This is a genomic window from Algibacter sp., from assembly GCF_039977455.1.
Classification (GTDB): domain Bacteria; phylum Bacteroidota; class Bacteroidia; order Flavobacteriales; family Flavobacteriaceae; genus Algibacter_B.
The window spans coordinates 105620-127784 of sequence record NZ_JBDWDG010000014.1 but is presented as its reverse complement, the minus strand read 5'-3'; the positions used below and the strand labels follow the sequence as shown (position 1 = coordinate 127784).

17 protein-coding genes are annotated in these 22165 nt (G+C 33.2%); 9 read left to right on the top strand and 8 right to left on the bottom strand.

Features of this window, described 5'->3' with window-relative positions; all coding sequences use genetic code 11:
- Window positions 1-8 precede the first annotated feature (8 nt).
- Entirely contained in the window at window positions 9-2153 is a 2145-nt protein-coding gene (gene recQ, locus ABJM36_RS05610) for a DNA helicase RecQ (protein WP_348450173.1), read from the top strand.
- A gap of 16 nt (window positions 2154-2169) precedes the next feature.
- On the opposite strand, the gene ABJM36_RS05605 is transcribed toward recQ, so the two are convergent.
- The gene (locus ABJM36_RS05605; protein WP_348450047.1) at window positions 2170-3312 is read right to left on the bottom strand and encodes a fibrinogen-like YCDxxxxGGGW domain-containing protein; all 1143 of its coding nucleotides are present in this window, start codon (window positions 3310-3312) and stop codon (window positions 2170-2172) included.
- A 357-nt stretch (window positions 3313-3669) separates the two neighbouring features.
- On the opposite strand from ABJM36_RS05605, the gene ABJM36_RS05600 reads away from it, so the two are divergent.
- The 4 genes from ABJM36_RS05600 to ABJM36_RS05585 all read left to right on the top strand — a co-directional run bounded on the left by ABJM36_RS05600 (window position 3670) and on the right by ABJM36_RS05585 (window position 8232).
- Window positions 3670-4539, top strand: coding sequence for a 3-keto-5-aminohexanoate cleavage protein (locus ABJM36_RS05600; RefSeq protein ID WP_348450045.1), 870 nt, complete (start codon window positions 3670-3672; stop codon window positions 4537-4539).
- Window positions 4540-4554: 15 nt separating this feature from the next.
- Window positions 4555-5193 carry a GNAT family N-acetyltransferase gene (locus ABJM36_RS05595; protein ID WP_348450043.1) on the top strand — a complete coding sequence of 213 codons (639 nt, stop codon included), beginning with the start codon at window positions 4555-4557 and terminating at the stop codon, window positions 5191-5193.
- 170 nt (window positions 5194-5363) lie between these two features.
- Window positions 5364-7655: a DNA topoisomerase 3 gene (locus ABJM36_RS05590; protein ID WP_348450041.1), complete on the top strand. Its 2292-nt coding sequence runs from the start codon at window positions 5364-5366 to the stop codon at window positions 7653-7655.
- A complete protein-coding gene (locus ABJM36_RS05585) occupies window positions 7642-8232 on the top strand; it encodes a pseudouridine synthase (protein ID WP_348450039.1) in 591 nt (196 codons plus the stop codon). Before ABJM36_RS05590 ends, ABJM36_RS05585 begins: the two co-directional genes overlap by 14 nt.
- Window positions 8233-8452: 220 nt before the next feature.
- Here ABJM36_RS05585 and ABJM36_RS05580 read toward each other — a convergent pair whose 3' ends face one another.
- From ABJM36_RS05580 to ABJM36_RS05555, 6 genes are all read right to left on the bottom strand, one after another.
- Entirely contained in the window at window positions 8453-9094 is a 642-nt protein-coding gene (locus ABJM36_RS05580) for a hypothetical protein (RefSeq protein ID WP_348450037.1), read from the bottom strand.
- A 4-nt stretch (window positions 9095-9098) separates the two neighbouring features.
- On the bottom strand, window positions 9099-9593 hold the full coding sequence (locus ABJM36_RS05575) for an RNA polymerase sigma factor (protein WP_348450035.1): 495 nt from the start codon (window positions 9591-9593) through the stop codon (window positions 9099-9101).
- A gap of 222 nt (window positions 9594-9815) precedes the next feature.
- Window positions 9816-11633, bottom strand: a complete 1818-nt coding sequence (locus ABJM36_RS05570) for a hypothetical protein (RefSeq protein ID WP_348450033.1) — start codon at window positions 11631-11633, stop codon at window positions 9816-9818.
- A gap of 103 nt (window positions 11634-11736) precedes the next feature.
- Window positions 11737-11889, bottom strand: coding sequence for an SsrA-binding protein (locus tag ABJM36_RS05565; RefSeq protein ID WP_348450031.1), 153 nt, complete (start codon window positions 11887-11889; stop codon window positions 11737-11739).
- 378 nt (window positions 11890-12267) lie between these two features.
- Window positions 12268-13350: a M56 family metallopeptidase gene (locus ABJM36_RS05560; RefSeq protein WP_348450029.1), complete on the bottom strand. Its 1083-nt coding sequence runs from the start codon at window positions 13348-13350 to the stop codon at window positions 12268-12270.
- A gap of 2 nt (window positions 13351-13352) precedes the next feature.
- Window positions 13353-13712 carry a BlaI/MecI/CopY family transcriptional regulator gene (locus ABJM36_RS05555; RefSeq protein WP_348450027.1) on the bottom strand — a complete coding sequence of 120 codons (360 nt, stop codon included), beginning with the start codon at window positions 13710-13712 and terminating at the stop codon, window positions 13353-13355.
- A 164-nt stretch (window positions 13713-13876) separates the two neighbouring features.
- Here ABJM36_RS05555 and ABJM36_RS05550 point away from each other — a divergent pair, with 164 nt between their 5' ends.
- Complete coding sequence (locus ABJM36_RS05550) at window positions 13877-14821, top strand: calcium/sodium antiporter (protein ID WP_348450025.1); 945 nt, start codon at window positions 13877-13879, stop codon at window positions 14819-14821.
- A 376-nt stretch (window positions 14822-15197) separates the two neighbouring features.
- Here ABJM36_RS05550 and ABJM36_RS05545 read toward each other — a convergent pair whose 3' ends face one another.
- Complete coding sequence (locus ABJM36_RS05545) at window positions 15198-16220, bottom strand: glutamine synthetase beta-grasp domain-containing protein (RefSeq protein WP_348450023.1); 1023 nt, start codon at window positions 16218-16220, stop codon at window positions 15198-15200.
- A gap of 271 nt (window positions 16221-16491) precedes the next feature.
- Here ABJM36_RS05545 and ABJM36_RS05540 point away from each other — a divergent pair, with 271 nt between their 5' ends.
- The 3 genes from ABJM36_RS05540 (at window position 16492) to ABJM36_RS05530 (ending at window position 21666) form a co-directional block, all read left to right on the top strand.
- The gene (locus tag ABJM36_RS05540) at window positions 16492-18678 is read left to right on the top strand and encodes a glutamine synthetase III (RefSeq protein WP_348450021.1); all 2187 of its coding nucleotides are present in this window, start codon (window positions 16492-16494) and stop codon (window positions 18676-18678) included.
- Between the two features lie 775 nt (window positions 18679-19453).
- Window positions 19454-20632 (top strand): AIR synthase related protein, encoded by a 1179-nt coding sequence (locus tag ABJM36_RS05535; RefSeq protein ID WP_348450019.1) that lies wholly within the window; start codon window positions 19454-19456, stop codon window positions 20630-20632.
- Window positions 20633-20703: 71 nt separating this feature from the next.
- On the top strand, window positions 20704-21666 hold the full coding sequence (locus ABJM36_RS05530) for a DUF3078 domain-containing protein (RefSeq protein ID WP_348450017.1): 963 nt from the start codon (window positions 20704-20706) through the stop codon (window positions 21664-21666).
- Window positions 21667-22165: the final 499 nt, after the last annotated feature.

The following is a 22165-nucleotide window of genomic DNA, read 5'->3' as shown; positions in this document are numbered from 1 at the left end:
ACGCCTTCATGCCCAAAGCAACTATTAATAATCAGTTATTTGATAATCTCAAAACTTACTTTGGTTACGATAGTTTTAGGTTAAATCAGCAACATATTGTTGAGTCTGTTTTAAATAAAAAAGACTGTTTGGTAATTATGCCAACAGGAGGTGGTAAGTCTATATGTTTCCAGCTTCCGGCACTCATGTTTAAAGGGGTAACTATTGTTATTTCTCCTTTAATAGCTTTAATGAAAGATCAAGTAGATGGTTTATTAGCCAATGGTATTGCTGCATCTTTTTTTAATAGTAGTCAATCTCCGGAAGAGCAAGCACAAATTATAGATCGGGTTATTAATGCCGATTTAAAATTACTTTATGTAGCTCCAGAAAGTCTTGCGGGTCTTCAAAATATATTAAATGAAACTTATGTAAGTTGTGTTGCTATTGATGAGGCGCATTGTATATCATCATGGGGACATGATTTTAGACCATCATATCAGCAATTAGGATTTTTAAAATCTACGCTTCCCAATACACCTTTTATAGCTTTAACAGCTACTGCCGATAAGGCAACCCGCGATGATATTAAAAAGCAACTTCGTATTGAACATGCCCAGCAATTCATTTCATCTTTCGACAGGCAAAATATAGCTCTAGAAGTCCGGGTGGCGAACGATAGGATTGCACAAATAGTCAAGTTTATTAAAAGTAGGCCCAATCAATCTGGGATTATATATTGTTTAAGTCGTAAAACGACTGAGCAATTAGCCAAAAAATTAAAAACCAATAAAATTCCTGCGGAAGCTTACCATGCCGGTTTAAATTTCGATAAGCGAAGTAAAATCCAGGAATCTTTCGTTTACGATAAAACCCAAATTGTCTGTGCAACAGTGGCTTTTGGTATGGGGATAGATAAATCGAATGTACGTTGGGTGGTGCATTATAATATGCCTAAAAACATTGAAGGCTATTATCAGGAAATAGGTCGTGGAGGTCGAGATGGATTAAAAGCTCATGCCTTATTGTTCCATAGTTATGCCGATGTTATTCAATTGCGAAATTTTGCTAGCGGAGCTGCCAATGAAGAAGTTCAAATAGCAAAGTTAGACCGCATGAAACAGTTTGCTGAAGCTACAACGTGCAGACGTAAAATTCTTTTAAGTTATTTTGGTGAATTATTGGCCGAAAATTGTGGGAATTGCGATGTTTGCAATAATCCACCACAGTTTTTTGACGGAACTATTATAGCCCAAAAAATTCTTTCTGCAATATATCGATTAAAGGAAAAAGAAGCTATGGGAATGATTATTGATGTGCTTCGGGGTTCGCAAAATGCAGCCGTTTTAGAAAAAGGGTATCATAATGTAAGAACCTTTGGTATAGGGAAAGAAATTTCGTGGAAACACTGGCAACATCTTATCATTCAGCTTATAAATCAAGGGTTTTGTGAAATAGCCTTTCATAAACACAATGCATTACAGTTAACCGAGTTTTCAAAAAATGTATTGTTTGATGGAGCCAAGGTAGCCTTAACAAAACCTGTTGAGATCCCGGAGCTTAAAGCAACGGCTAAAAAAGGCAAGATAACAAGAACAAAAAAGGCTAAACCAAAGTTAAGACAGAAAAAAAACGACGATAGTTTGTTTGAACGCTTACGATTATTGCGTTATAAAATTGCTAAAGAGGAAGATATACCTGCCTATTTGGTGTTTAGTGATGCAACCTTGAAAGAAATAGAACGTGAACGTCCGTTAAGTGATGCAGATTTTTTAAATATTAGTGGGGTAGGGCAACGTAAATTGGAAGTTTATGGCGATGAATTTATAGCAGAAATAACCCGTTTTTTAGGATCTAAAATTAAGAAACCTAAAAAGAGAGATACCACATTGGTAACTTACGATTTATATAAATTAGGACGCTCTATTGAAGAAATCTCTACCGAGCGGAAGCTTGCTGCTACAACCGTTTATTCACATATCGCTAAATTGTATAGCTCTGGTAAGGCTATAAATATTTTTGATTTTGTTTCTAAAAGTGAAGTCGAAGCCGTTAAAAAGGCTAAGGATAAATTAAATAGTCCAAAAGCATTAAGACCCTATTTTGAATACTTTAATGAAGATTTAGATTATTTTAAAATTAGATTAGCTTTAAGCGTTATTGAAAAGGTTTAGTTTTAGTATTCAACTTTTATCTTACAAAAAGCTGAACCTTACTTACTACGGTATTAGGCCCTGGAATACCTCCGCTATAATCGTTTACACTTCCTAAAGAGTACCACCAATTCGCACTATTTACAGCGCCATCTAAATAAGTGTTTTCCAAAGATAATTCCAACCCTCCCCAAAAGCTATCGGTAGTATCTATATATATGGCAACATAACCAGCTACAGGCCTTGTTGGAGAGGCCCCACTTCTAGGGTCAAAAGTTTGACTCCAGTGATTGGTGATTCCTAACCCTGGATAGTGTAGCCTAAATTCATAGGGCGTATTGCTTTTTAACTCGTCAAGTTTACTTAAAATAGAGTATTTATTAGTTGTAATATTAGGTGTTTCGACGTTAAATTCGTTAGCTTCAGCATCATCAGTCCAATAACCTCCAACGGTATTATGATTAAATACTAGAGTCCATCCTCCACCATTATTAGTCATATCACAATAACAGTCATAAGCAGTTTTAGGGCCATTTCCATCAGGGTCAATGGTATAGATGCCATCGGTTGTGAAACCAGCGTTTAAGTATTCCAAACAATTCGATAAAATGGAGGTAACGGTAATATCGGTGCTACACGTATCTCCATTACCTTCAAAAGTAATAGTAAAGGTATCGGTTTGTTCAATAATGGGGGTGCCAGACCCTGTTAATGTAATTTTGTTTAATCCTATATTGGTAAATACACCAGTCCCGGAAAAACTATATCCGTTTATCGTGTTTGTGCTTATAGTGTAAGGTTCTATAACATTAACAAGAACATCTATGGTAATAGTATTATTGCTTTTTAAGGCAGCACCACTAACAAAGGCTCCGGTAGCAGTAGGAGAACTACAATCTAAAGAATTTGTTGCAGCTTCTGTTAAACAGCCAGACCATTTTGATCCATTATAGTATTTAAAACAATTATCATCTAAATTATAAATAAATAAACCTTCAGCAGGATTTTCAATGGCATGAATTTGGCTAGTAGTCATTCTAGGAGGTAAAAATCCTTTAGTAACAGATTGAATATCTAGAATGGATGAAGGATCCGGATTAGTGGTTCCAATACCAACTTGAGAAAAACTATAATTATTGCAAATAAATAAAAATATTAAAGCGTAAGATAGTTTGTGCATTTAAAGAGAATATATCGAATTGAGGATTTGTTTGCATGTAAAAATAGATAAAAAATCACTCACAAAAAACAAATCAAAATTCTTATTTCTCATATGGCAATTATGAAAAAAAACATTATATTGAATTTAATTAATTTACCACTTTTTTTTACATAAAAACAATTGAGATTCCATAGTTAATGGACAAGCTTCGAGGGGTATTCTAAAGTTCTAGTTGGTTTGATGTTAAGTGTGAGATTTAATTCTTAAATGGCGAGTTACTTCGATATCCTTTATTCAGATTTTTTTTAAGTAAACTTTAATCGGTAATTTATTTCTGTTTTTTCGTCTTTTTTGAAATACCTAATGAAATAATTTATGGAGAATAATTTAATTATAAATTTTACCCCAACGGGTATGATTCCAACTAAGAATATGACACCTTATGTCCCTGTTAGTGTTTCAGAAATAGTTGATGATGTCCATAAAGCTTTAGAAATTGGTATTACCATGGTGCATTTACATGCTAGAGATGCAATAACAGGAGCTCCTACCTACAAAAAAGAGGTGTTTGCCGAAATTATTGGAGGCATTAGAAAGTATGCTAAAGAACTTGTTATATGTGTATCATTAAGTGGTAGAGATTTTACAGAGCTAGAACAGCGTAGTGATCCTTTGTTGTTAGATGGTAATTTGAAGCCTGACATGGGGAGTTTAACCCTGAGCTCTTTAAATTTTAACAAGACGGCAAGCATTAATGCTCCAGAAATGGTAATTGATTTGGCAAGAGTGATGAAAGAAAAAGGAATTGTTCCTGAACTTGAAGCTTTTGATATAGGAATGATTAATTATGCTAAGTATTTAGAGCGAAAAAAATTAATTCAACCTCCATATTATTTTAACCTTTTATTTGGAAATATAGCTTGTTCTCAAGCAAACCTTTTGCACTCTGGGGTTATGGTTAATGATCTCCCAAAAGGTTCTCATTGGAGTCTAGCAGGCATAGGAAAGGAGCAGTTAAGAATGAATTCACTTGCAATTGCCATTGGAGGTGGTGTACGGATCGGAATTGAGGATAATATTTGGTATGATACAGCTAGAACTAAATTGGCAACAAATTCAGATTTGCTAAAACGAATTCATTTAATAGCTAACGCAAATGAACGTACGGTAATGTCTTCTAAGGATTTTAGATTAAAATTAAATTTACAAGAAGGACATGGGAAGTACGGAAGGGCAATTAAGTAAATCGTGTTTATGGAAATGAGCAAAGATAAAGTGCCATCAAGTTTAACTAGGTATTGGATAATAGTTAAAAACGGTATGTTTTTATATGGTTTGAGAAATAGGTTGGCTCTAATAGGCCTTGATATTAATCTTTATTATTGGGCTCAAGAAGAGTTTAAAAGATGTGATGTTCCAATAGTAAAAGATGATGTTTCAAAATACACCTTAAAACATTTAAGTATTGATGAAGTTAAATCAATAATTAATCATCACGGCATATTTAATGAAGAAATTATTAGAGGCTTAGAAAATGGTCAATTTTGTGTTGGGTTAGAAAATAATGGTGAAATTGCTTGCTATACATTCGTTGAATTAAATGATTATAATTTTAATGGAAGGTCCTTTAAGTTGAAACCAAATGAAGCATATTTATTAAACATGTGGACGTTTCATAATTATAGAGGGAAAAATTTAGCTCCTTATTTACGTTACAAAGTTTATAGACTGTTGGAAGAACGTGGTATAGATAAAAAATATAGTATCTCTCAGTATTTTAATAAATCATCAATTAAATTTAAAAAGAAATTAAATACCAAAAACCTATATCTTTTCTTAAATGTAACCTTGTTTTGGAAAATTAAATTGAATTTTACCCTAAAAAGATATAAGGTTTAACTCGTTGATAACTCCTAATAACTCCGCTCTAAAATACGCTAGAAAATTTCTATTTTGCACCTTGCATTTAAAAAAAGAATAAGTGAAACTTTCATTACGAGAACTTAACATTAAAGTTATAGATTGTATGGAAGCTACATGTGACTAATTAAAAAAAATAATATCGACACATGAAAGTCTGTATAGCCGAAAAACCAAGTGTTGCCCGCGAAATTGCTACTGTTTTAGGAGCAAATACAAAGCGCGATGGCTTTTTTGAAGGTAATGGTTATGCGGTTACTTATACCTTTGGGCACTTATGTACCTTAAAAGAACCGGTTGATTATAAACCATACTGGAAAAGTTGGGATTTAAATAATTTACCCATGCTTCCTGAAAAATTTGAAGTAAAAGTATCCTCAAACTCTGGAATTAAAAAACAATTTAATATTGTAAAAAGTTTATTTGATAAGGCAGAACTTGTAATAAATTGTGGGGATGCGGGGCAAGAAGGAGAACTTATTCAACGTTGGGTAATGAGTGAGGCTAAGTATAAAGGCGAAGTTAAACGCCTTTGGATTTCATCTTTAACTACCGAGGCTATAAAAGAAGGTTTTCAAAACTTAAAACCAGCAGAGGATTACGATAATTTATACTATGCAGGTTTTTCTAGATCTATTGGCGATTGGTTATTAGGAATTAATGCCACAAGGTTATATACGGTAAAACACGGTGGTTACAAGCAAGTGCTTTCTGTTGGTCGAGTGCAAACACCCACTTTGGCCATGGTTGTTAATCGTTTTAAGGAGATAGAAAATTTTAAACCACAACCCTATTGGGAGTTGCAAACCTTATACCGTGAAACTTTGTTTAGCTATGAAGATGGACGTTTTCTTAAAAAAGAAGATGGTGAAGCTTTAGCAAGCAAGGTAAAGGAAAGTGACTTTGAAATTAAATCGATTAGTAAAAAGAAAGGGAAAGAATATGCACCAAAACTGTTCGATTTAACAGGATTACAGGTGTATTGTAATACCAAATTTGGATTTTCTGCCGATGAAACTTTAAAAATAGTACAAGCTTTATACGAGCGTAAAGTTGTGACTTACCCTAGAGTGGATACCACATTTTTACCAAATGATGTGTACCCAAAGGTGTCAGGAATTCTTCAAAAATTAACCAATTATTCTAAGCTAACCCAACCTTTATTAGGCAAAAAAATAAAAAAATCGTCTCGTGTTTTTAATGATAAAAAGGTAACTGATCACCATGCTATTATTCCAACAGGTATGCAAACGAATTTGCAATACAATCAACAGCAAGTCTACGATATTATTGTAAAGCGATTTATTGCTGTGTTTTATGATGATTGTATAGTGTCGAACACAACGGTTTTAGGACATGCAGCAAAAGTAGTATTTAAAACCACGGGAAAGGAAATTTTAGAAAAAGGCTGGCGTATTGTTTTTGAAGATCCCGATAAAAAACAAAAGGAATCAGGTATTTTACCATCGTTTGAAAAAGGCGAAAAAGGCCCGCATGAGCCCTCGTTTTTAGAAAAAGAAACCAAGCCTCCCAATCAGTTTACAGAGGCTTCTTTATTACGAGCCATGGAAACCGCAGGTAAACAGGTGGATGATGAAGAGTTACGTGATTTAATGAAAGAAAATGGCATTGGTAGACCATCTACACGGGCTAATATTATTGAAACACTTTTTAGACGGAAATACATAAAGCGTAATAAAAAGCAGGTGTTACCTACCGAAACAGGCATTCAGTTGATTGATACCATTAAAAATGATTTGCTAAAATCTGCAGAATTAACCGGCTCTTGGGAGAAACAATTAAAGGATATTGAAAAAGGTGAATATAGCGCTGGTGCTTTTATAAAAAACATGAAGCGCATGGTTGACGCCTTGGTTTATGAAGTGAGAAGTGAAACTAAACGCGCTAACATATCGTATGCCACAACTATAAAAAAGCGTGCCGAGAAAGTTGAAGCTAAAAAAGACGCAGGAATTACTGCTGAAAGTTGCCCGAAATGCAAACAAGGGCAAATTATTAAAGGGAAATCGGCTTATGGCTGTAGCGCTTATAAATCGGGCTGTAATTTTGTAATGCCTTTTAGTTTTTTAGATAAAAAAGTATCTGAAAAACAGTTTTTAAGGTTGCTTACTAAAGGGTCAACAGTTAATTTAAAAGGTTTTAAAACTGACGCAGGAACTGTTGAAGGGTTATTGCGTTTTGATGAAAACTTTAAGTTGAAATTAGAGCCTAAGAAGGTAAAAGCTAAGGCTAAGCCAGATGACTTACTATGTCCGAAATGTAAAAAAGGTTCGGTTATTAAAGGAAAAATGGCCTATGGTTGTAGCGCCTATAAATCAGGATGCGACTTTAAAGTGACCTTTGATGAGGTTAGAGCGAAAATGAACGGACAAACACCAACTAAGGCGCTTGTGTATAGTATTTTAAATGGAAGTATCTAAAATCGAGCATAGACATTTTATAATCTTTAAGCCTTATGGGTATTTAAGTCAGTTTGAAAGTAACGACTCCAAACAACAATCGAAAAAATTTTTAGGACGTTTACATGATTTTCCGGAAGGGATTATGGCTATTGGTAGGTTGGATGAAGCTTCGGAAGGTTTGTTATTGCTCACTACCAATGGTAAAACGAGTGCCTTTATAAATAGCCAGAAAGTGGATAAGGAATATTATGCACAGGTTGATGGCGATATTTCGGAAGCGGCTATTGCGCAATTAAAAACAGGTGTGGCTATTCGTGTTGAAGGCGAGATGTATAAAACCAAGCCGTGTAAAGCTTTTAAACTAGAATCTGCTCCTGAGTTACCTAAACGTGCTAAAAAGATTCGAGATGATAGACATGGACCAACAAGCTGGGTGTCTATAACTTTAAACGAAGGTAAATTTAGACAGGTTAGAAAAATGACTTCTGTGGTTGGCTACCCTACGTTACGTTTGGTTAGGGTTAGAGTAGGAGGTATTCATATAAATAATATGGATGCTGGTGATGTTATTGAGGTGATTGAGTTCGACTTATAAAGTTTGAACTAAAACGGAAATCTAAAGCTAAAGGTTAATTTGTGATGCTAGTTGATATACCCGCGTTAGGGATTGCAGTTGAAAGTTCATAGCCCGACGAAGGAGGTGCGCGGACTTGCAGCCTTTTGACTTCGCTCAAGACGAGCTTTAAGCCCGACCGCTTGTCCTTAGCAGAGTTGAAGGGTGTGGTAACCTGCCTGGCGGCAGGCGCCTAAATACTCTAAGATTCTAATTTTTTTAATTCTTTATAATTGTTGTTTAAGCGCTTTAATAATATGCCGTAAATTAGCCAATAAAACAATAGCAATATGCCAATTACAACGCCTATAACCACTAAGGTAACCATAAAAATAATAGCGTAAAATTTAAATACTTCGCCGTTTGCAGAGGCTATTTCTAGCTTGCTAGCAAATTCAGGATTATGATTAAAATTATAAAAAACACCTATAAATGCTCCAATAAAAAGGGTTGCTAGGTTAAAAATAACATAATGTTTTACGGTTTTTCTAGTTTTTAAGATGTTCTCCATTAGTGTTTTGGAGCTATCTGTAGTTGAGATGTTTTTGTAGTTTTTATAAAACAAAAAGAAAAAATAGATTAATACTGCATAAGTTATTACTGTTATTGGGATTAATATATGATTGATGTTTAATTCGTCTAACTTATTAGAATACGCACTGCCTTTTAATGCGAATGAGAAGGCTAACCAAAACCCAAATTCTAGAAGGCTGATAATAAATATCCATTTTACGATGGAGGACGATTTTTTTAAAATCATCTTATAAATATCGTTGTAGGAAAGCTTAGGGTAATTGTTTTTATCCTTGTTCCAGTCTTTTTTTAATAAATCTAATTCATCCATAATCTTACGGATTTAGTATGGCTTTAAGTTTCGTTTTAATTCTGTTCATTTTTACTCGTGCATTAACGGAACTTATACCAAGTGTTTCACTAATTTCTTTGTAGTCTTTATCTTCTAAATATAGGAAGACTAATGCCTTTTCAATATCGTTTAGTTGATGTACGGCCTTGTATAGGGTTTTTAATTGTTGTTCTTCGGTGTCGTCATAATCTTCTGCCTTTATTTTAAATTCTACGCCTGCGTAATCTTGCGTGTTAATGGTGCGTTTAGACTTTCGGTATAGTGTAATTGCTGTATTTAACCCTACACGATACATCCAAGTACTAAATTTAGCATCGCCACGAAATTTAGGGTATGCGCGCCAAAGTTGTATGGTTATTTCTTGAAATAAATCGTTATGAGCGTCATAATTATTAGTGTACAAATGGCAAACTTTGTGTACAATATTTTGATGCTTTTCTAACAATTCAACAAAACTATGTTCTAGCTCTTTATTCAATGGTGTGGTTTAGTTACTCTATAAGTAGCTTTTAATTTAATAATGTTACAAGTAAGTGAAAATTTTATTTTAGACTATGTTTTTTTTGGAAAATATATATAATTAGGCCGATTTAAAGGCAAAAAAATAGCCGTAAAAAATATTTAATTTAAACGGCTTGGTGCTTAGTTTTTTATGTTTTGCGTACTTTTATTATAGTAACGGACTAGAAATAAAAAAAAACTAATCAATACATTTTAATTTATCGATAAAAAATTCCTTATAGTCTATAAAGTTAATTTCTTTCACGCCTTTAGTGCCTTTTATAACGATAGATTTTATTGGCGAAGTTTTAAGAGTGCTTTTTTGGTCGTTAGTTAATATCGCTTTAAAATGAAAGATATCACCACATTCAATATCCCATGAATGATAAAACGTAATGGTGCGGTTATTTTCTAGGGTGATTTTTAAACTTGAGCGCTGATTAGGCAAGTAAGAGGCGCATCCTAAATCTTCGGATAAATTAAAAAACACATTTGCTTTTATACCTTGTTTGTATAATTCTGCCGTTAATATATTTGTTATACTATAAGGTTCTGTTCTTTTAGTTGTGATATTATAGAATTTGTCATAATCATTAATTTGATAATGACAGGTGTTTTTGAATTCCATTCTTTCGGCTAAGGCAAGGTCTTCTGCGTCTTCTTTTTGAGGCTCGCCATTTAAGGCATTTTGAGCCATAGCTGTGCTTTTTCTTAATGCTTCAAGTTCCTTTCTTTCCTTTTCAATAATTTTAGCAATAGAATCGTTTTGTCTTCTTAATTCAATTAATTGTTGTACTTCTTTTTCTCTTGCTTTAGATATCGAGTCGTATTTGTTTGCTTCTCTAACTTGTTTTCTTATAGCATCCCGTTCTGCTTTAATGGCAGATTCTCTACGTTTTTTAGTCTCGAGTTGTTTTTTCGTTTCAAGGTCTGAAATAGCAGAGGCCGATTTTTTCTTTTGTAATTCTAGTTGTCTTTTAGCTTCCAGCGCTGCTTTTTCTTCCGCTTCTTTTTTCTTTTGCAGTTCTAGTTGTCTTTTAGCTTCCAAGGCTGCTTGTTCTTCCGCTTCTTTTTTCTTTTGTAATTCTAGTTGACGTTTAGCTTCTAGTGCTGCTTGTTCTTTAGCCTCTTTTTGCTTTTGTAGTTCTAGTTTACGTTTAGCTTCCAGCGCTGCTTGTTCTTCAGCCTCTTTTTTCTTTTGTAATTCTAGTTGACGTTTAGCTTCCAGCGCTGCTTGTTCTTCAGCCTCTTTTTTCTTTTGTAATTCTAGTTGACGTTTAACTTCCAGCGCTGCTTTTTCTTCAGCCTCTTTTTTCTTTTGTAATTCTAGTTGACGTTTAGCTTCCAGAGCTGCTTGTTCTTCCGCTTCTTTTTTCTTTTGTAGTTCTAGTTGACGTTTAGTTTCTAGAGCTGCTTTAATTGCCGCTTCTTTTTGTTTTTGTATCTCTATAAGTTGTCTTCTAGCTTCTTCTTCTGCTTTAGCTTTGGCTTCTTTCTCTAATAGAATTTCGTGCTGTCTTTTGGCTTCTTGAGCCGCCTGAATTATAGAGTCGTTTCGTTTTTTTTCAAGAATTTTTCTTTGTTTAATTTCTTCAATTTTTGCTATTGAATCTAAACGCCTTTGTTTGATTTGTTCTAGTTTTTCTTGGGCTTCTCTGGCAATGGATTGCGCTTTTTCTTGTCTTTGCTTTCGTTCCTGAATGGCTTTTTCTCGTTGTTCCTCTTCGTGATCAAAATATAAATCCATCATTTGTTCATTAACAAATAAGTATTGGTCTTTTACAAAACCAACTAAATCTTTATATTTAACCTTATAAGTAAAGTTTCCTAGAAATGCAGTGACAATACATTTTTGGTTTTCATTAAACTCAGCAATAACTTCAGAATTATTAGTTTCTGATTGGTATAGTTTGCCATCTTGAGAAAATTTTGTTGAAATACTAGCTTCTTCTTGGCCGGAAAGTTTCATAGAGAAGCTTAGGAGTATAAGGAGCGATAAGTAAATATACTTAATCATAGGGGGCGTGTTTAGATTTGTGGGACTAATAATTAAACTTTGTAAAAGTACGATATGTAAATAAAAATATTCAAAAATTAAGCCAAAATGCATTTTTCACCTTTTAATCTAATGCGTTTTTGGTTATATAAGCTCTCCAGGCTATAATGGCCAACTGAATTTTTGTCGCTTTGGTGATGTCTAACTTATTTTTAGAATAGCTTGGTAAAATCATTTTGTTAACCTTAGCTAAAAATTTAAATACTTGCTTTTTCACTTTTTCCTTCTATTAATATACAAAAATAGTAAAACTTATTCTAGACTAACTTCAACTTTATTTTTGGTTTTGATAATTGGAAAAATTAAAAGAATTATCTCATTGAGTAATAAGGCAAGTGTAATCAGAGGTTTTGGTTTAAAGATTAGTAAAAAGGATTAATTATTTTAGTGTTTCTTGAAGATATAGGTCTGGAGTTTTAAAAGCCAAGGCATTTGTTTGAAATTTATGAATTTTTACGTGGATTTGAAATTGAAATAATGGTTTCGATTTTAATATGTAAGTAGGTTGCTTGATTTGGGGTGTGGAATTATATTTAAAGATAAAAAAGACACTGATTTGTGAGTGTCTTAAAAATGCGGTTGATTACTTTTATATTTATTCTTTGGTTGTTATTTCTAATACTCCATTTTTGCCTTTATCTCCGTGTTTTTCAATCGCTTTTTCATTTTTAAAAATGTTCATAGATTTAATTGTTTCAGGATTTAAGGATTCTAATACGTCATTGGATATTTCTTTTCCATCTAAAAAAATTATAGGCTTTTCCCTTTTACCTTCAAGGGCGTTTACTCCAACGGTTGTTTTCCAGGTACTTGTTTGTTCGTCATTAACCTTTTTGATATTGGTCTTTTCAGAGTTACAACTTATTAAGAATAGGATTATTAAAGGCAGGACTAAGGCATATTTTACTAAATTGATTTTCTTTGATTTTGATTTGTGTAACATAATGATTCGTTTTTTAATTAATGAATTGTAAAAATTAGTGCTCAACTCCATTTGATTACATGTTGCTGTTGTTTTTAATAAGGTTGTTTGATAGCTCTTGTGATCAAATTTATTTTGGGTTTTAAAGTCGGCTATAAATTCTAAATTTTGTTTTAGGTCTTTGTTATAAAACCATATAAATGGATTAAACCAAAGAGCTATACAGGATAGTTGTCCAATTAAAATATCTATGGAATGTTTTTGGTTAGCATGCATTTGTTCATGCGTGATTATATGATTTAATTCTGTGTTGTTAAAAGCATTATAATTTAAAACAATCCAATTGAAAAATGAAAAGGGAGATATATTATTAGTTGTTTCCACATAAGTATAATTTCCTTTTTTATAACTTGTGTTGTTATTAATAATAGAAAATAATGATACAAACTGTATTATAAAACGTATTATGAAAAAGAAGACACCTAAAGCATAAATTAATAGGAAGTATTTAGAAACATTAAACTTGTTAGAGGTTAAAGTAGTGCTAATGGCTTCTTCTGGAATATAATTTGGTATTAGTAATTGTCCAAATTCAATATCAATAGGAATAACTAGAAATGGAATTATAAAGGATGATAACAAACCTAACAGTAAAAAGTATCTACTAGCATTAAAAAAGGTGTCGCGTTGTAAAAACAGTTTGTAGGATAGATAAAATATAACAGAAACTGTGCTTGCTTTTAGAAGATATTCCATGGTTAGTTATTTTTTTCTATGAGGTCAATAATTTCCTTAAGCTCTTCAACGCTTATTTTTTCTTCCTTAGCAAAAAACGATACCATGTTTTTGTACGAATTATTAAAATAGTTGTTAATGGCTGTATTCATAAAACCTTTTCTATAATCTTCTTTAGAAACAATAGGGTAGTATTGGTGTGTTTTGCCATATGCGATATAGGAGACATAGCCTTTTTCTTCTAAATTTCTAATTATTGTTGATAGGGTATTGTAATGGGGTTTGTCTTCCTTTATTTCTGCCAGTACGTCTTTTACAAAAGCTTTTTCTAGCTGCCATAAAATATGCATGATTTCCTCTTCCTTATTTGTTAATTTCTCCATTTAAGTAATGTGTTAATTATCAGTGCTAAACAAACCTATAACTATTTTTATAGTTATACAACTAAAACAGTAGTTGTTTAACTATAATTTAAGTTTTTAAAAAAATGTATGACAAGTTACATTTCATTTTTACTTTCAATTATCTTCGCAAAAAATAAATATTTATGAGTATTCTTTTAGTTATTATTGGTTTTGTGTTATTGGTAGTAGGAGGAGAATTTTTAGTACGCTCTTCTGTAGCTTTGTCATTTAAATTTAATATCTCTAAAATGGTAATTGGTATGACAGTGGTTTCGTTTGCGACCTCTGCTCCCGAATTATTAGTGAGTTTACAAGCGGCGCTTTCAGGATCGCCAGCTATTGCTATAAATAATGTTGTAGGGTCTAATATAGCCAATATAGGTTTGGTGTTGGGTATAACGGCTATGGTTGGTACAATTGCAGTAGATAAATCGTTTTATAAGCTTAATTGGCCTGTAATGATGGTGTTTTCGATAGTGTTGTATTACTTTTTAAAGAATGATGGTAAATTAACTGCTATTGAAGGAGGTGTTTTATTTGCAGGACTTGTTGTATTTCTAGCCTATCTTATTAGAGGTGTAAAAAAGGATGCCGATGTAGAAGATGTTGATGATGCTTTATCTGTAGTATCTAATTTTAAAATAGGTTTATGGTTATTAATAGGAGCGGCAGCACTTTATTTTGGAAGTGAGTGGCTTGTTTTTGGAGCAAAAGATATTGCTACAGCCGTTGGTGTTAGCGAAGCTGTAATAGGGGTTTCATTAATCGCTATAGGTACTAGTGTGCCAGAATTGGCAGCATCGGTTATTGCCGCGGCAAAGCAGGAGAAGGCTATTTCGTTAGGAAACTTAATTGGGTCTAATATATTTAATATAGCATCCGTATTAGGTTTAACGGCTATGGTAAAACCTATTCCGGTTACAGAACCACAAATATTATCGAGCGATATTTTTTGGATGCTTGGGTTTTCGGCAGTATTAATTCCTCTTGTATTTTTACCAAAACGTTTTGAAATTAGTAGGTTAAAGGGCTTCTTTTTAGTAATTTGTTATGGTGTTTTTATGTTTTTGGTGTTTACTACTAAGTAAATAAAAGAATCATTTTAAGGTTTGTTTTCTTAAACTTATTTTAATTCAAATTTTGAATCTAGGTTGCTAACCCAAGTTAGGATTTAGCGGTTCAACTAGGCTTACCTCAGGCTAAATATTTGAACTCTCCGAGTTTTTAGTAGGGAGGGAGTAGTGAAATATTTATATTCATGAGTTCTTTTGTTTAAAATTAAAATCAACGAATAAAGTACAACCTAGGTCCTGAGTTAAATTCAGATTATAGGTAATAGCCTATTTTTGGATACCATTCTGATAAAATTAACAGAATTACTAAAAATGAGATTTGATGGAGACAAAAAAACGCTAACAAATTAATGTTAGCGTTTTTTTATGAACAAAACTGAATCTAAAATACTTATATTTTAGCGGATTTAACAGTTTTAATAATACGTCCTGCAATTTTGTATGGATCTCCGTTTGAAGCTGGTCTTCTGTCTTCTAACCAACCTTTCCAGCCTTTTTCTACGGCAATAATCGGAATACGAATTGATGCGCCTCTATCTGAAATTCCCCAAGAGAAATCTGTAATAGCAGCTGTTTCGTGTAAACCTGTTAAACGTTGGTCGTTAAACTCACCATAAACAGCAATGTGTTCTTTTACTACTGGGCGGAAAGCCTCGCAAATTGCAGCATAAGTATCTTTGTCACCACATGTTCTTAATGTTGTGTTAGAGAAGTTAGCGTGCATACCAGAACCATTCCAGTCCATATCTTTTCCTAATGGTTTTGGGTGGTAATCAATGTAGTAACCATATTTTTCAGTTAAACGGTCTAGTAAATATCTAGCAATCCAAATTTCGTCTCCGGCTTTTTTAGCTCCTTTGGCAAACAATTGGAATTCCCATTGTCCTGAAGCAACCTCTTGGTTAATACCTTCAAAGTTTAAACCAGCATCGATACATAAATCTGCATGTTCTTCAACTAAGTCTCTACCATGTGTGTTTTTTCCTCCAACAGAGCAATAGTACATTCCTTGTGGTGCAGGATATCCACCTACAGGGAATCCTAAAGGAAGTTGAGTTTTAGTATCCATAATAAAATACTCTTGCTCAAAACCAAACCAGAAATCATTATCATCATCATCAATAGTAGCTCTTCCGTTAGAAACGTGAGGCGTACCGTCAGCATTCATAACTTCAGTCATAACTAAGTAACCGTTGATTCTATCTGGATCTGGGTAAATAGCTACAGGAACTAATAAGCAGTCAGATGAGCCACCTTCAGCTTGTCTAGTTGATGAACCATCAAAAGACCAATTTCCTATTTCTTCTAAAGTCCCTTTAAAGTCTTCATGCTCTTCTACCTTAGTTTTACTTCTCAAATTTTGAGTAGGGTAGTAACCATCTAACCAAAGGTATTCTAATTTAATTTTTGCCATAATGAATATTTTATAATTGAAATATTGATAATAATATCACAAATATATATTTTTATATTTTTACTTCATATTTATAGGGGGTGTTTTAGTAATTTGATGACTTATTTTTATTTATACCCTATTAAATTGAGCTTTATTTTAAAAAAAGATGATTTTTTAATAAAAATACTGAAAAAAGCTTAAAAGTTATTTTAAGGAGTAGGGTTTTTACCTGCAAGCTGTTTATTTTTGTCTAACATATTATTATCAAACAAATTAAATTACCATGCCGATGTCCACATTAAGATTTCATGCCATTAAAGAATCACTTAAATTTAAACCTGTTTTGGTTGAAGAAAAGGAGCGTCGTTCAGATTTATTCGGAAAAAATGTGTTTAATGAAAAGGCTATGCGTCATTACTTAACAAAGGATGCATTTAAGGGGGTTATGAATGCGATTCGCTATGGTAAAAAGATTGATAGAAATATTGCTGATCAGGTAGCTTCTTCCATGAAAGATTGGGCCTTAACAAAAGGAGTAACTCACTATACACACTGGTTTCAGCCATTAACGGGAACAACTGCAGAGAAACACGATGCCTTTTTTGAAACTATTGGCGATGGCATGGCGGTAGAGAAGTTTGGAGGTTCGCAATTGGTGCAACAAGAACCCGATGCCTCTAGTTTTCCTAATGGAGGTATTAGAAACACCTTTGAGGCGAGAGGTTATACAGCTTGGGATCCCACTTCGCCAGCATTTATTTATGGCACAACACTTTGTATTCCAACTATTTTTGTGGCTTATACTGGTGAAGCTTTAGATTACAAAACACCACTTTTAAGAGCCTTAAATGCCGTTGATAATGCAGCAACAGCTGTTTGTAAATATTTTGATAAAAACGTAAAAAAAGTAACCTCGTCCTTAGGTTGGGAACAGGAGTATTTTTTAGTAGATAAATTAATGGCCGCAAGTAGGCCAGATATTGCCTTAACAGGTCGTACTATGTTGGGGCATTCTGCAGCAAAAGGGCAGCAGTTAGACGACCATTATTTTGGTTCTATCCCAACAAGAGCGTTAAATTTTATGCGCGAGCTAGAAACCGAGTGTATGCTTTTAGGTATACCTGTAAAGACCAGACATAACGAAGTAGCGCCAAACCAATTTGAGTTGGCACCTATTTATGAGGAAGCTAATTTAGCGGTCGATCATAATGCCCTGTTAATGGATGTTATGGGACGGATAGCATCGCGCCATAATTTTAAAGTACTACTACACGAAAAACCTTTTGCAGGGGTAAACGGTTCTGGAAAACACAATAATTGGTCGTTATCAACCGATACCGGCGTTAATTTATTGGCACCAGGGAAAACGCCTATGAGCAACCTTCAGTTTTTAGCATTTTTTATAAATACCATAAAAGCAGTACATACGCACGAAGCTTTGTTAAGAGCAGCTATTGCATCGGCAAGTAACGATCATAGACTTGGTGCAAACGAGGCGCCACCAGCAATAATATCGGTATTTATTGGCGAGCAGTTAACTAAAGTTTTAGAGGAGTTAGAAGGGGTTACAAAAGGCAAGCTATCTCCTAAAGAAAAAACCGAATTAAAACTAAATGTAGTAGGTAAGATTCCCGATGTTTTATTAGATAATACCGATAGAAACCGTACCTCGCCATTCGCATTTACAGGAAATAAGTTCGAATTTAGAGCTGTAGGTTCATTGGCTAATTGCGGAAACCCTATGACGGTTTTAAACACCATAGTAGCTAAGCAACTTAAAGATTTTAAAATAGAAGTAGATGCTCTTATCGATAAAAAAGATTTAAAAAAGGACGAGGCTGTATTTAACGTTTTACGTGAGTATATTAAATCGTGCCGTCCTATATTATTTGAGGGTAACGGTTACGGTGCCGAATGGGAAAAGGAAGCTAAAAAACGCGGATTAAGTAATAATAGAAATACTCCCGAAGCCTTAAAAGCAAGGGTGTCCAAAGCGTCTATTGCGTTATTTGAAGAAATGAATGTTATGAGTAAAATAGAAACCGAAGCCCGATATGAAATCGAGGTGGAGGCTTACATTATGCACATACAAATAGAAAGTCGTGTATTGGGCGATATTGCACGGAATCATATTGTGCCAACAGCTGTGAAATATCAAAATATTTTGGTTGAAAACGTACGCGGATTAAAGGAGATTTTCGAAGAAAAATATAATAGCGTATCCAAAGAGCAAATTAATCTGATAGAAGATATATCGAGCCATATAGAAGGCATTAACGTGAATGTTACTAAAATGACTGACGCCCGAAAAGCAGCCAATAGTTTAACAGATATTGAAAAGAAAGCACACGCTTATTGCCATAAAGTAAAACCTTTGTTCGACGATATACGTTACCATTGTGACAAGTTAGAATTGTTGGTCGATGATGAAATTTGGCCACTAACTAAGTATCGCGAAATGCTATTTACAAGGTAGTCTTGTTGTTTCGATTGTGTTAAGAAATTGGTCGCCTGCCTACTAGCATGCAGGTTGCCAAAAGGTGCGGGATTTTATTTATGTATTTCTATTTTAAATTTTTTTGATAATTGTAATTCTTGTCTTTTGTGAAATTTCCTTCTTTTATTTGAAGTAAATAATAGTTGTTATAAAAAGACGCGTATTCTGAATGCCTATGCTCAATCATTTCTCCGTATAACAAAATTAGAAATCCGATGTACCAATCCATTCTAACTGTATCTCCATCTAGAAAAACCTGTTTATATATTGAAATTGATTTTGTTTTTGACTTTCCATACAAATCCGTATAATGACGTGGAATTGTAATATGTGTTTCGAATAATTGATTTTCTATTGTTTTAATATGACCTACGTAACCACGATATAATGCAGTTATATACCATTGAGGCCTTTTTTTAGGGGACTTTTCAAAATAAGGTTCTAATGTAATGGAATAGTATTCTATGAATATTGAATTCCATTGTACTTTATTTTGTCAGGATTCTAGGCGGTCAATAAATTTTTCGGCTTTAAAATGTCCAATTGAAAAAATAAAAATGGTATTACCATAAGTTTTTTCATATTACGTAAAACATTATAAAGTAGCTTTTGTGTTTCACAGCCGGTAAATAGAATTGATTTTTCTTAAGAAATTAAAGTGGTTTAAAACCCGTTAATAAAACCTGTTTCATATTTCAATTAATGCCTGTTACTTTTAAAATATTACTTTACTTTTGCATCACAATACAACATTATGAGTCAAGAAGTTTCAAAACGATACGCACAACGAGGTGTTTCGGCATCAAAAGAAGATGTTCACAATGCTATTAAAAACATTGATAAAGGATTATTTCCGAAGGCATTCTGTAAAATAGTTCCAGATTATTTAACCAACGATGATGATTATTGCTTAATCATGCATGCCGATGGTGCTGGTACAAAATCGTCTTTAGCCTATATGTATTGGAAAGAAACGGGCGATGTGTCGGTTTGGAAAGGTATTGCTCAAGATGCGTTAATTATGAATATTGACGATTTACTTTGTGTGGGAGCAACAGATAACATTATGCTATCTTCAACCATAGGGAGAAATAAAAATTTAATTCCTGGCGAAGTACTTTCTGCTATTATTAATGGTACAGAAGAGTTGCTTGAGGATTTAAAATCTTTTGGTGTAACCATTCATTCTACGGGTGGAGAAACTGCCGATGTTGGCGATTTGGTTAGAACCATTATTGTAGATTCTACAGTTACGGCCAGAATGAAACGTTCAGAGGTTATTGATAATGCCAATATTAAAGCTGGCGATGTTATTGTTGGTTTAGAGAGTTTTGGACAAGCATCTTACGAAAAAGAATATAATGGAGGTATGGGAAGTAACGGATTAACTTCTGCGCGCCACGATGTATTTAGTAAATATTTAGCAGAAAAATATCCAGAAAGTTTTGATGCTTCGGTACCCGAAGAATTGGTGTATTCCGGTGGTGTTAAGCTAACCGATAAAGTTGAAAATGCGCCTATTGATGCTGGTAAATTAGTATTGTCGCCAACAAGAACCTATGCACCTATTATAAAGAAAATATTATCTGAATTTAATAGCGATACCGTTCATGGTATGGTTCATTGTTCGGGAGGTGCACAAACAAAAATTCTTCATTTTGTTGATGAGTTTCATATTGTAAAGGATAATATGTTTCCAATTTCGCCGCTTTTCAAATTAATACAAGAGCAATCTAAAACCGATTGGAAAGAAATGTACCAGGTGTTTAATTGTGGACACCGCATGGAGTTATATGTTTCGCCCGAAGTAGCAGATAGGATTATAGAAATTTCTAAATCATTTAATGTAAATGCGCAATTAATTGGTAGAGTTGAAGCTTCAAAAAATAAAAAGCTTACAATAAAATCGGAGTTTGGGGAGTTTAACTATTAAAATTATCTGTTTTTAGTGAAAAACGGAATAGTTTTTGATAATAAAAGAAATTTAAAGCTAACCAAGCAACAATGAAGTATTTATCAATAATTTTAATTACCCTCTGTTTTCAGTTTTCATTTGCACAACCAGATTCTCTTTTTATAAAAGTAAAAAAGGTTAAATATGTTGGTCCGCAATGGAAACAAGAAAATAAAGCCTCGGTCGATATTAATCAAGTCTCATTTACTAATTGGAATTCTGGTGGTAGTACATCTATCTCAGGTTTATTAGGTTTGGTGTCTTCTTTAAATTATTCTGATAAATTCTTCAATTGGAAAAATAACGTTAATATTCGTTATGGTATAAATAAGCAAGAGGATAGGGAAACTAGAAAAACCGACGATTTATTTGAGATTAATTCTAATTTAGGCTACAATCCAGATGATGGGATTTCTAACTGGTTTTACTCTGCGCGTCTTAATTTTAGAACCCAACTTACAAATGGTTTTAACTACCCTAACAAACAAGATCCAATTTCTAGATTGCTTGCACCAGGATATTTGTTTTTTGGTGGTGGTATGGAGTATGGTAAAAATATAGATAGATTATCCTTTTACTTTTCTCCATTAACTTTAAAAGCCACTTTTGTTTTAGATGAAGATTTGGCAAATGCCGGTTCTTTTGGTGTTTCACCAGCTGTTTATGACTCCGCAGGTAATGTAATTGTTCCTGGAGATAAGGTGCGAAAAGAGGTTGGTGTTTTGGTTACCAATAGCTACGAAATGGAAATTATTGAAAATATTAATGTAAAAAACCAAGTGAGTTTATATTCCGATTACGTTAATAACTTTGGTAACGTAGACGTCGATTGGCGAATAGATTTTGATTTTAAAGTAAATTCTTTTGTTAGAGCTTCTTTAGGTTCGCATATAAGATATGATGACGACGTTAAAACTCAAGTCCCTACACAAGTGGAAGGTGAGTTTGACGAAGCGGGTGCAAAAGTGCAATGGAAACAATTTTTAGGTGTTGGTTTTGCAGTAGATTTTTAGAGCGAATACCGTTATATATACTTCAAGAATTTAAATAAGAATACATAGGTTTGTGTTTATAGTGTCTTGCCTTATAAGACTTTATAAACAGAGTGTAAACTATAATATTTAATTGCGGTAAAAAAAACTACAAGTTAAAATACAATCTATTTTATAAAGATGGGTACTAATTTAAAATTAGAAACACCAAGTATTTTATAGGATCCTATTCTATTCCTCATATTTATATCATTAATAATCCAATACTGTATAAACATTAAAAAGAGCTTAGTTAAAAGAATAGGTAGTATTTGTAGTCCCACTATGCTAAAGGTAATGATGGCAAAAAAAAGGCCACATAGCAAGCGGTTTGAAACATATTAATATGGCTCTAAACTGCTGTAACATATAGTAAATATGGTTTGTATTAAGGATTATATTTTTCAAAGTGGTAAAGAAAATTTTAATCATGATAAATTCATAAATTATCGTATTTTTGATATCCAATTAAAATAGGCAG